We start from the raw sequence: 11150 nt of genomic DNA on the forward strand, positions 1-11150 counted from the left end.
GCGCGCTTTGTATCCGGGACCCGGCGCGGGGCGACCAGCCCCGGGCCGCGCCCGACCCTCCCCATGGGAGGGCGCATTGGCGATGCTATCGCGCGAATGAGCGTCTTACGGGCTTGCAAGATAAAGCGCCGACCTCAAAGCGCGGCGACGCGCCCACCCAAGGATCGGGCGCGCCCCTCCGTCCGAGGCTCAGCTTTACACGTCGATCAGCTTCACCGCGCCGCTATCGGCGGTCAGCGCCACTTCGCCCTTGGCCAGACGCAGGGCGTCCGTGCCGAAGACCTCCGCGCGCCAGCCCTGCAGGGCGGCGACGTCGCGCTTGCCAGCGGCGATGCGATCCAGATCCGACGAGGTCGCGATCAGCTTCGCGGCGACGCCTGCCTGCTGCGATTTCGCCTTCAGCAGCACCCGCAGCAGATCGCCGAGCGCGGTGTCGACCTGCAATTGCTGGGCCTGATTGTCGGGGCGGGGCAGCTTCTCGTTGGGCATCTCCAGCCCTTCGCGCACTGCCGTCAGAATGCCCTCGGCGATCTCGCCCTTGCGGGCTTCGCGCAGCAGCAGTCGCGACTTGCCAAGCTCTTCGATCGAAGAGGGCTTGGTCGAGGCCAGCTCCAGCAGCGCGTCATCCTTGAAGATACGACTCCGCGGGATGTTGCGGTTCTGGGCGTACCCTTCGCGGAACTGCGCCAGCTCGCGCACGATGGCGAGGAAGCGGCCCGAATTGGTCCGCGTCTTCACCCGCTTCCACGCCTCTTCGGGGCGGTTGATATAGGTCTCGGGGTTCAGGAGAACCGCCTCTTCCTCTTCGACCCAGGCATCGCGGCCGGTTTTCTTCAGCTGTTCGTCGAGGAATTCGTAGATCACGCGCAGATGGGTCACATCGGCGATGGCGTATTTCTTCTGCGCCTCGGTCAGCGGACGGCGCGACCAGTCGGTGAAGCGCGAGGACTTGTCGAGCGACTGCTTGGCGATTTTGCGCACCAGCGTCTCGTAGCCCACCTGCTCGCCGAAGCCGCAGACCATAGCGGCGATCTGCGTGTCGAACAGCGGATCGGGGAAGACCTGCGCGTCGGTGTAGAAAATCTCCAGATCCTGCCGCGCGGCGTGGAAGACCTTCACGGTCTCCTTGTGGCGGTAAAGATCGTAGAGCGGCTCGAGCGAGAGATCGTCGGACAGCGGGTCGACCAGAACGGCCTCGCCTTCGGTCTCGCCATGATTGGGGAGCGCCATCTGCACGAGGCACAGCTTGGACCAGTAGGTCCGCTCGCGCAGGAATTCGGTGTCGACGGTGACGTAGGGCTCTTGCTTGGCCTTTTCGCAGAAGGCCGCGAGGGCCTCGGTCGTGGTGATGGTCTGCATATCGCGCTTTCAATTCGGTGCGGGCTCATCCCGCGCAGGTGCAAATTCCCTAGACCTTCATGGGGCAAAAGGGAAGGGCGGCGCGTGTTACGGCCCGGTTTGCGTGGCAGAAGCGCCAGTTTCAGTGCTGAAGGAGGAACGCGGCCCAGGTCAGCCCGTAGAGGATGGGCTGGTGGATCAGGTAGATCGGCAGGGTGTGACGGCCTGCGAACAGCGCGACTTTCATCACACCGCGTGTCTGATCCGGCTGGTAGCGCGCGGCCCGTTTCCAATAGCCCAGACGGTCGAGCAGTTTCGCCGCGCCCATGCCGATCAGGAACGGCCCGATCCACGGGAAGACCGGCTCGAAATCCATCGAGGGTCGCCACTTCGTCGACAGCCCCAGCCACCACAGCCACGGGTGATTGAAGATCTCGAAGGCGTAGTTCAGATGCACCCAGACCGCGATCACGCCAAGTGCCGCCAGCAGTATCCACGGCAGGAACAGAAGCGCGGCGCCGATCAGCGAACTGACCGCGATGGAATGCAGGATGCCGTAATAGATGAAATAGTCCGGCATCATCACATAGGTCGCCGCACTCACCAGCGCCGCCGCGACCACCACCTTGCCGATCCGCTTCCAGAACGGCGCGGCGCGGAAGCCGTGGCGATGGGCGAGCACGAGGCTGGCGCCGGCCATGAAGATGAAGGTGCTGGCGACCACGCGGGCGAAATCGAGAAAGGCCGGATGGAAGACCGTGCCACGCGGCACAAAGCCGAAATTCTCGAGGTCATAGGTCAGGTGGAAGATCGCCATGCCGATCAGCGCCACGGCCCGGATCAGGTCGGGGGCGATCATGCGCCCGCGCGGGGCCGTATCCGGGGTCGTTTCCATGCGTCAGTCATGCGCGAAGCGACGGCCGCTCGCAAGCGGATGCGGCGCATTTCGGCGTGAGCGTGCTTACAAATGGGCGCTTACAGAAAGACCGGCGTGCGGTCGCCTTCGGCGAAGCGGCGCAGCACCGCCGGATAGAGGCGATGTTCCTGCACCAGCACCCGGGCCGCCAGATCGTCGGGCGTGTCGCCCGGTTCGATTGGCACGCGCGCCTGACCGAGGATCGGCCCGTCATCGAGCACCGGGGTCACCTCGTGCACCGTACAGCCCGCGACCGCATCGCCCGCCTCGATCGCGCGCTTATGGGTGTGCAGCCCGGGATATTTCGGCAGGAGCGAGGGGTGGATATTGAGCATCCGGCCCTCGAACTGCGCGACGAATTCCGGCGTCAGCACCCGCATGAAGCCCGCGAGGCAGAGGATATCGGGCTTCGCGGCGAGGATCGGTTTCAGCAGCTCGGCCTCGAAGGCGGCGCGATCCTTGCCATAGGGGCGGTGGTCGATGGCGGCGGTCGGTACGCCCATCCGCGCGGCCTTCTCCAGCCCTGACGCCCGCGCGTCGTTCGATGCGACGAGCACCGGGCGGGCAGGGTGGTCCTCTGCCATGCTCTCGACCAGTCGGACCATGTTCGAGCCGCCGCCCGAGATCAGGATCGCGACACGGATCACAGCAGCGCGCCCTCGTAGGCGATGCCCTCATTGGCGGTGACCGTGCCGATGCGGGTGACGCTCTCGCCTTCGCCTGCGAGCAGGGTGGCGATCTCGTCGGCCTTGTCCGCCGCGACGACGATGATCATGCCGATGCCGCAATTGAAGGTCTTCAGCAGTTCGCGCTCTTCCATCGAAGCGGTCTCGGCCAGCCAGCGGAACACGCCGGGCAACTCCCACGCACCGAGGTCGATCGTCGCGCCCATGCCCTCGGGCAGAACGCGCGGCAGGTTCTCGGTCAGGCCGCCGCCGGTGATATGGGCGAGCGCGTGAACGCCGCCTGCGCGCACCGCGGCCAGGCATTGTTTGACGTAAAGCCGGGTGGGCGCCAGCAGTGCCTCGCCGAGCGAGCCCTCATCGAAGGGGCAGTCCGCGTCCCAACCGAGGCCGGACATCTCGACCACCTTGCGCACGAAGGAATAGCCGTTGGAATGCACCCCGTTCGAGCCGAGGCCCAGAAGCACGTCGCCCTCGGCCACGCCTGCGGGCAGGTCGGTGCCCCGCTCCATCGCGCCGACCGCGAAGCCCGCGAGGTCGAAATCGCCCTTGGAATACATGCCCGGCATTTCCGCCGTCTCGCCGCCGATCAGCGCGCAACCCGATTGCGCGCAGCCTTCCGCGATGCCCTCGATAATGCGCGCGGCCTGATCGAGCTCGAGCTTGCCGGTCGCGAAATAATCGAGGAAAAACAGCGGCTCCGCACCTTGGCAGACCAGATCGTTAACGCACATCGCCACGAGGTCGATGCCGATCGTGTCGACATTGCCAGTATCGATTGCTATGCGCAGCTTGGTGCCCACACCATCGGTCGCGCCGACGAGGATCGGATCGTTGTAGCCCGCCGCCTTCAGATCGAACAGCGCGCCGAATCCGCCCAGACCCGACATTGTGCCCGAGCGCTGCGTGCGCTTGGCTGCGGGTTTGATCCGATCCACCAAAGCATTGCCCGCGTCGATATCGACGCCCGCATCGGCATAGGTGAGGCCCTGTTTTTTCTCGGTCATCGCGGCGCACTCCGGCAAGTAAACTCCTGGCCGAAGCCCTAGCGTAACCGCACGCGCCCCGCAACGTCGAAGGGGATGGGGGTGCGCGCTTTCTTGACGCGCGCGTGCGGCCTGACTAGAGGAATACGCAATGGTGGGCCTGTAGCTCAATTGGTTAGAGCAGGGCGCTCATAACGCCTTGGTTGCGGGTTCAAGTCCTGCCGGGCCTACCAGTTTTCCGCCGAAATTTCCGCGGCTTCGTGGCCGTGTTGCCACGACTCTCCCTATGCGTGTCGCCTCGACCGGAAAGCCCCCATTTCGCCCAATTTGCGCCGTGAGACGATCATGAACCCGCGCCAAATGGGGGCCTTGTTAGAGTATCAGTAACTATAAAAATCGAGCAGCCACGTCATAGGCCCCGATATTTTTGCACAGTCTTCGAAAGTCGGAGACCGGTCCCTCGCGGGCCTGTCCGACGGTAACAAGGTAAAGCAGCGGCGACATGGCCACGACGTTCAACTGGATATATCTCGGCGTCGCCGAGGACGCGAACGGCAACATCTACTACTTGGATTCCCAAGAGGGAAATTCGAGCATGGAGAATTACAACCTTCTCCAGAACGCCTCCGCCGGGTCCTCCACCGATCCGCTGTTCAGCCACATCACCGAAGCAACGCTGATCGACAATGGCGGCTCGAGTGGCGTTCTCGACACCAATAACAACACGTCCAACGACACGATCCGGACCGATATCGGTGACGGTCAGGGCGTTCGCGATTTCACCTATGACGGTCTGGTGGTCTACAACACGACCATCACCTACACCGACGGCACCACGGCGAATGTGCAATCGGTCCTCGTGCAGACCACGACGGGCGAAGTGTTCCTCGCGCCGGAACTGTCGAATAATGCAACCACGGCGGCCTATGAGGCCAAACCGATCCAGTCGATGATCATCGGCTCAGCGGTGAGCTATCAAAACACCAATCTCGCGCAGGATCGCTACGTCACCGGCTTCGACGACGGCTACGTCGACGGCACCGATAGCGCGGACCGGATCGACGTGAACTACGTCGAGCCGATCGCGAATGGCTCCGACCGCGTGGACAATAACGATGCGGGGCTCGCGGGCAGCAGCGGCAATGACGACTACATCCGCGCCTATGGCGGCAACGATACCGTGCTGGCCGGGCTCGGAAACGACACGGTCGATGGCGGTACGGGCGACGATTCGATCGATGGCGGGTCGGGCAACGACTCGCTGATCGGCGGCACCGGCAATGACACGCTCCTCGGCGGCAGCGGAAACGACATACTCACCGGCAACGACGGTAACGATTCCCTCGATGGCGGCGCGGATAATGACTGGCTCGATGGCGGCATCGGGAACGACACGCTGATCGGCGGTCTCGGGAATGACCGGCTGATCGGCGGCGCGGGCAACGACTCGCTCGACGGCGGGGCGGGGACCGATACGCTCGACGGCGGCACGGGCAACGACACGCTGCATGGCGGCGCGGGCGGCGATATCCTGTCGGGCGGAACCGGCATGGACTATGTCGACTATTCCGATTCCGCGAGCGCGGTGAACATCAACCTCGGCGCGGGAACGGCCACGGGCGGCGATGCGACGGGCGATACGCTCAGCGGCGTCGACGGGATTTACGGCTCGGCAGGCAACGACACGCTGATCGGCTTCGACGGCGCCTCCTCGGACCCGACGGATGGCTACACCAACGTCTTCTACGGCAATGGCGGCGACGACTATATCGACGGCGCGGGCGCGGATGACATCCTCTACGGCGGCACCGGCAACGACACCGTGCTGGGCGGATCGGGAAACGACTCGCTTTACGGCGACGAAGGCAATGACAGCCTCGTTGGCGGCACCGGCGATGATACGCTCTTCGGTGGCGACGGGAACGACGTCCTGCAGGGCGGGGCCGGGAGCGACCAACTCGACGGCGGCGCGGGCAATGATACGCTCTCGGGCGGCGGCGGCGACACTCTCGTCGGCGGCGCGGATGCCGACAGGTTCATCGACCTCGTCCCCGGCGACACGATCGACGGCTCGGAGACGGGCGACGATTTCGACATCATCGACCTCAGCGACTGGGGCTGGGACAATGTCGCCGTGCATCGTGACGCGGCGAACCCGGAAAACGGCACGATCGATTTCTATGACGGCAATGGCGCGGTCGTCGGCACGGTCAACTTCTCGAATATCGAAAAGGTCATCCCCTGCTTCACGCCGGGCACCTTGATCGCGACGCATAGCGGCGCCCGCGCGGTCGAAAGCCTGCAGGTCGGCGATCGCATTCTGACTCGCGACAGCGGCTTTCAGGTCATCCGCTGGATTGGCACCCGTGCGCTCAGCGCGGCGGAACTGCTGGCGAAGCCGGAATTCCGCTCCATCAAGATCGCACCGGGCGCGCTGGGCGCGAACCAGCCCGAGCGCGAGATGCGCGTCTCGCCGCAGCACCGCATCCTGCTGACCGGGCCGCGCGCGCAGCTGATCGCGGGCGAGCCGGAGGTGTTGGCCGCCGCGCGCCATCTTGTCGGGTTGCCGGGGATCGAGATCGACGAAGAGGCCGAGGCGGTCACCTATATCCACGTGATGTTCGATAATCACGAGATCGTTTTCTCTGACGGGCTCTGGACCGAAAGCTTCCAGCCGGGGCAGGCGACGATGAACGATATGGATCAGGCGCAACGGGCCGAATTGCTTGCGCTCTTCCCGGAACTGGACGGCGAAGTCGAAAGCTATCTCGCCGCGCGGCCGAGCCTGAAACGCCATGAGGCCCGGATCATCGCGGCCGCCTGACCCGGCGCGAGCCACTTCCGCGTGACCTGCTTGCCCTTGCGTTCCCCCGCTCCGGATCGCTACAGGGGTTATTGACCCGTGGATCAATAAAAGGAGCGCGCCGCTATGCCTGACCTCGAAACCGCCGCCAAGGACGACAGCAAGCCGCGCCCGAATATCCTGATCCTGATGGTCGATCAGCTCAACGGGACGCTCTTTCCCGACGGCCCGGCGGAGTGGCTGCACACGCCCAACCTGCGCAAACTCGCGGAACGCTCGGTGCGGTTCGAGAACGCCTATACCGGCTCGCCCCTCTGTGCGCCGGGACGGGCGGCCTTCATGTCGGGCCAGCTTCCCTCGACGACGGGCGTCTATGACAACGCGGCCGAGTTCCGCTCGGACATTCCGACCTATGCCCACCACTTGCGCCGCGCGGGCTACCAGACCTGCCTCTCGGGCAAGATGCATTTCGTGGGCCCCGATCAGCTTCACGGGTTCGAAGAGCGACTGACCACCGATATCTACCCCGCCGATTTCGGCTGGACCCCGGATTACCGCAAGCCCGGCGAGCGGATCGACTGGTGGTATCACAATATGGGCTCGGTGACCGGGGCAGGGGTGGCCGAGATTTCCAACCAGATGGAATATGACGACAATGTCGCCCATGAGGCGAAGATGAAGCTCTACGATCTGGCGCGGGGCAACGATGCGCGCCCGTGGATGCTGACCGTCAGCTTCACCCATCCGCATGACCCCTACGTCGCGCGCAAGAAATACTGGGATCTCTACGAGGATTGCGACCATCTCGAACCCGAGGTCGGCGCGATCCCTTACGAGGAGCAGGACAACCACTCGAAGCGGATTTTCGACGCGAACGATTGGCGCGAGTTCAACATCACGACCGAGGACATCCGCCGTTCGCGCCGCGCCTATTTCGCGAACCTGTCCTATCTCGACGACAAGATCGGCGAGCTGCTGCAGGTGCTCGAAGACACCCGGCAGGAGGCCACGATCCTCTTCGTCTCCGATCACGGCGACATGCTGGGCGCGCGGGGGCTGTGGTTCAAGATGAGCTTCTATGAGGGCTCGTCCCGCGTGCCGCTGATGATCTCGGCGCCGGGGCTGGAGCCGGGTCTGGTCTCCGATCCGGTCTCGACGATCGACGTCACGCCGACGCTGTGTGATCTGGCGGGTATCTCGCTCGAAGAGATCGCGCCATGGCTCGACGGGCATTCGCTGCTGCCGCAGGCCAAGCGCGAACCCCGCACGGAGGCGGTGGCGATGGAATATGCCGCCGAGGCCTCCTATGCGCCGCTCGTGAGCCTGCGCAAAGGGCGCTACAAGCTGAACCTGTGCAATCTCGATCCCGATCAGCTTTTTGACGTCGAGGCCGACCCGCATGAGTTGACCAATCTCGCAGACGATCCCGCCCATGCCGAGGCCTATGCCGCGCTCAAGGCCGAGGCGGCTCAGCGCTGGGATCTGGAGCGTTTCGACGCGGACGTCCGGGCCAGTCAGGCGCGCCGCTGGGTCGTCTACGAGGCGCTCAGCCAAGGCGGCCAGTATCCGTGGGATTACCAGCCGCTCAAGAAAGCCTCCGAGGCCTATATGCGCAATCACATGGACCTTAACGTGCTGGAAGAAAACAAACGCTTCCCGCGCGGAGAGTAAGGGCGTAAGGCCCGGGGCGTGCCAGCCCCGGGCCGATCTCTGGCGCCTTTCACTACCCCGTGAGCGCCTTTCCGGAACGCCGCGCCGCCCTAAGCTGTTGTCCAACCCAACAGGCAGACAGGAGATCGACCATGAGCGTTCCGACCCTCACCCTCAATGACGGCATCAAAATCCCGCAGCTTGGCCTCGGCGTCTGGAAAATGGACGATGCCGATGCGCCCGCCATCATCCAAAACGCCCTCGATGCGGGTTATCGCCATATCGACACCGCGGCCGCTTACGGCAACGAGGCGGGCGTGGGCCGCGGCATCGCGCAAAGCGGCGTGGCGCGCGAAGACATCTTCGTGACCTCGAAGCTCTGGAACGACCGGCAGGGCTATGACGAGACCAAGCGCGCCTTCGACGAGACGATGGGTAAGCTGGGCTTCGATTATCTCGACCTCTACCTGATCCACTGGCCGATGCCCGCCAAAGACAAATATGTCGAGGCGTGGAAGGCGCTGATCGAGCTGCGCGACGCAGGCCGTATCCGCGCGATCGGTGTGTCGAACTTCCTGCCCGACCATCTCGAGCGGCTGATCGAAGAGACCGGCGAGGCGCCCGCGATCAACCAGATCGAACTGCATCCGCGCTTCCAGCAGGCCGCGCAGCGCGAGGTGCATGAAAAGCTCGGCATCACCACCGAATGCTGGTCGCCGCTGGGGCAGGGCGAGGCGCTCTCGAACCCGATCCTGACCGAGATCGCGGCGCGCTACGGCAAGTCGGCGGCGCAGGTCACGCTGCGCTGGCAAATCCAGCTCGGTTGCGTGACGATCCCGAAATCGTCCAATCACGAGCGGATGCGGGAGAATATCGACGTGTTCGATTTCGAGTTGACCGAGGATGAGATGGCGCAGATCAAGGATATCGACAGCGCGGAAGGCCGCATCGGGCCGGACCCCGCCACCGCCGATTTCTGAGGAGCCCGATGGGCTATGCCACCCCGGCGACACAGGCGCTGACCCGCGCCAAGCTCGCCTTCGAACTGCACGAATATGCCTATGAGGCCGGTCAAGATAAGATCGGCCTCCATGCGGCCAGTGCGCTCGGAGTGGAGCCGGCGCGGGTTCTCAAGACGCTGATGGTCGAGGTGGATGGCAAGCCCGCCTGTGCGGTGATCCCGTCCGATGCGACGCTGTCGATGAAGAAGGTGGCCGCAGCTTTCGGAGGCAAATCCGCGAAGATGATGGAGCCCGCGAAGGCCGAGAAGCTGACCGGGTTTCGCACCGGCGGCATCAGCCCCTTCGGGCAGAAACGCGCAAGCCCGGTGGCGTTCGAGCAGAGCGCGCTTGGCTATGACCGGATCATCCTGAACGGCGGCAAGCGCGGGCTGATGATCGAACTTCGCCCCGCTGCGGCGCTGTCAGCCGCGCGGGCCGAGGCAAAGCCCCTCATCGCCGATCAGTGACCGCCCATCCCCTTGCGGATGCGCCGGATCATCAGCCAGACCGCGAGGATCACGATCGGCGTCAGCCCCGCCATCATCAGCTCTTTGCTCAGCCCGATCTTCTTCGAGACCGGATAGGCGAGATAACCCGCGACCGAGATCGCGTAATAGCTGATCGCGACCACCGACAGCCCCTCGACCGTGTGCTGCAGGCGCAGCTGCAGGTCGGAGCGGCGATCCATGCTTTCCAGCACTTTCTGGTTCTGCGCCGAGCGCTCCACATCGACCCGCGTCCGTAGCAGCTCGCCCGCGCGCGCCGCCCGCGTCACCATCTGGCGCAGCCGCGTCTCGGCCGAATTCACCGTGCGCACCGCCGGGTCGTAACGCCGCGCGATGAATTCGCTCAGCTTCTGACGCCCCTCGAAACGGCTTTCGCGCAGGGCCTCCACCCGCTCGCGCACGATCGCCTCATAGGCTCCGGTCGCAGAGAAGCGGAAGGAATGTTGCACCGCGAGGCTCTCCAGTTCGGCGGAGATTTCCAGCAGGTCGTGCAGCGTCTCTTCGGCGGAATTGGCGTCATTGCCCATCCCGTCGACGATCTCGGTCAGGCGCGGGTCGAGCGCATTGAGCCGCTTCGACAGGTCGCGCGCCCGCGCCAGCCCCAGCATCGACATCGCGCGATAGGTCTCCAGCTCGCAAAGCCGCTGCACCGTGCGCCCTATCCGCCCCGGCCCGGTGCCGGGCCGCGCGAAGACGGCAAAGCGCATCTGCCCGTTCGGATCGATCCGGAAATCGCCCGCGACCACCGCCGCCCCGTCGAGCACCCAGGTGCAGACGAGGCTTTCGGTGACGAACCATTGCTCCAGCAGCGGCGAGATGTCGTCGGGGTTCTCGGGCAGCTCCTCGATGCGGATCTGCACCGCCGCAATCCGCCCGCCGGGTGCCGCATCGATCCAGCTATCGGGGTAGATCTCGGTCTCCGCCGGGTCGAAGGCGCGCGACGACACGCCTTTGCCGAACGCGAGATAGGTGGTGAACTCGGTATGGCTTTCCCATTTCACCTCGTGGCGCCCGATCTTGCCGCCGTAATGGGTAATCCCCGCCTTCGGCTGCGCCGCGCCATGACGCGTCAGCAGATCGACGAGGTGATCGTGATCCTTGCTGCGGTCGCGATTGGCGGCATCGCGCGGCTCCTTGAATGCGACATAGACCGCATGTCCCGGCACGCCCAGTTTCGGATAGGGGCGGGCGTGCAATTCGTTCACAAGCGCAAAGCGCTGCGGATGATCGGGCAGGTGGGGCTTTGGATCGGCGGTCATCTTATGGG

General features: G+C 64.7%; 9 protein-coding genes and 1 tRNA gene. 5 read left to right on the forward strand and 5 right to left on the reverse strand.

The window, feature by feature from the left end; translation table 11 throughout:
- Nucleotides 1-195: 195 nt before the first annotated feature.
- From rnd to purM, 4 genes are all read right to left on the reverse strand, one after another.
- A complete protein-coding gene (gene rnd / locus BMI89_RS05875; RefSeq protein WP_078519496.1) occupies nucleotides 196-1359 on the reverse strand; it encodes a ribonuclease D in 1164 nt (387 codons plus the stop codon).
- Between the two features lie 121 nt (nucleotides 1360-1480).
- Entirely contained in the window at nucleotides 1481-2233 is a 753-nt protein-coding gene (locus tag BMI89_RS05880) for a heparan-alpha-glucosaminide N-acetyltransferase (protein WP_078570198.1), read from the reverse strand.
- 80 nt (nucleotides 2234-2313) lie between these two features.
- Complete coding sequence (purN, locus tag BMI89_RS05885; protein ID WP_078546504.1) at nucleotides 2314-2901, reverse strand: phosphoribosylglycinamide formyltransferase; 588 nt, start codon at nucleotides 2899-2901, stop codon at nucleotides 2314-2316.
- The gene (gene purM / locus BMI89_RS05890; RefSeq protein WP_078570199.1) at nucleotides 2898-3944 is read right to left on the reverse strand and encodes a phosphoribosylformylglycinamidine cyclo-ligase; all 1047 of its coding nucleotides are present in this window, start codon (nucleotides 3942-3944) and stop codon (nucleotides 2898-2900) included. The genes purN and purM overlap by 4 nt, the downstream gene beginning before the upstream one ends.
- Before the next feature lie 135 nt (nucleotides 3945-4079).
- Here purM and BMI89_RS05895 point away from each other — a divergent pair.
- From BMI89_RS05895 to ybaK, 5 genes are all read left to right on the forward strand, one after another.
- Nucleotides 4080-4156 (forward strand) — tRNA-Ile (locus tag BMI89_RS05895).
- 269 nt (nucleotides 4157-4425) lie between these two features.
- A complete protein-coding gene (locus tag BMI89_RS21215) occupies nucleotides 4426-6747 on the forward strand; it encodes a Hint domain-containing protein (RefSeq protein ID WP_143593836.1) in 2322 nt (773 codons plus the stop codon).
- A 105-nt stretch (nucleotides 6748-6852) separates the two neighbouring features.
- Nucleotides 6853-8397, forward strand: a complete 1545-nt coding sequence (gene betC / locus BMI89_RS05905) for a choline-sulfatase (RefSeq protein WP_078570200.1) — start codon at nucleotides 6853-6855, stop codon at nucleotides 8395-8397.
- 131 nt (nucleotides 8398-8528) lie between these two features.
- Nucleotides 8529-9356 carry an aldo/keto reductase gene (locus BMI89_RS05910; RefSeq protein WP_078570201.1) on the forward strand — a complete coding sequence of 276 codons (828 nt, stop codon included), beginning with the start codon at nucleotides 8529-8531 and terminating at the stop codon, nucleotides 9354-9356.
- Nucleotides 9357-9364: 8 nt separating this feature from the next.
- Nucleotides 9365-9844: a Cys-tRNA(Pro) deacylase gene (ybaK, locus tag BMI89_RS05915; RefSeq protein WP_078570202.1), complete on the forward strand. Its 480-nt coding sequence runs from the start codon at nucleotides 9365-9367 to the stop codon at nucleotides 9842-9844.
- Here the strand turns inward: ybaK and BMI89_RS05920 are convergent.
- Nucleotides 9838-11142, reverse strand: a complete 1305-nt coding sequence (locus tag BMI89_RS05920; RefSeq protein WP_078570203.1) for a DUF3422 domain-containing protein — start codon at nucleotides 11140-11142, stop codon at nucleotides 9838-9840. The genes ybaK and BMI89_RS05920 overlap by 7 nt on opposite strands.
- Nucleotides 11143-11150: the final 8 nt, after the last annotated feature.

It is taken from the genome of Thioclava sp. F36-7 (assembly GCF_002020075.1).
GTDB classification, from domain to species: domain Bacteria; phylum Pseudomonadota; class Alphaproteobacteria; order Rhodobacterales; family Rhodobacteraceae; genus Thioclava; species Thioclava sediminum.

What these genes read in the sequence shown, in the direction of transcription:
- rnd (WP_078519496.1), bottom strand. Translation starts at nt 1,359, where the DNA reads ATGCAGACCATCACCACGACCGAGGCCCTCGCGGCCTTCTGCGAAAAG.
- BMI89_RS05880 (WP_078570198.1), bottom strand. Translation starts at nt 2,233, where the DNA reads ATGGAAACGACCCCGGATACGGCCCCGCGCGGGCGCATGATCGCCCCC.
- purM (WP_078570199.1), bottom strand. Translation starts at nt 3,944, where the DNA reads ATGACCGAGAAAAAACAGGGCCTCACCTATGCCGATGCGGGCGTCGAT.
- BMI89_RS21215 (WP_143593836.1), top strand. Translation starts at nt 4,426, where the DNA reads ATGGCCACGACGTTCAACTGGATATATCTCGGCGTCGCCGAGGACGCG.
- betC (WP_078570200.1), top strand. Translation starts at nt 6,853, where the DNA reads ATGCCTGACCTCGAAACCGCCGCCAAGGACGACAGCAAGCCGCGCCCG.
- BMI89_RS05910 (WP_078570201.1), top strand. Translation starts at nt 8,529, where the DNA reads ATGAGCGTTCCGACCCTCACCCTCAATGACGGCATCAAAATCCCGCAG.
- ybaK (WP_078570202.1), top strand. Translation starts at nt 9,365, where the DNA reads ATGGGCTATGCCACCCCGGCGACACAGGCGCTGACCCGCGCCAAGCTC.
- BMI89_RS05920 (WP_078570203.1), bottom strand. Translation starts at nt 11,142, where the DNA reads ATGACCGCCGATCCAAAGCCCCACCTGCCCGATCATCCGCAGCGCTTT.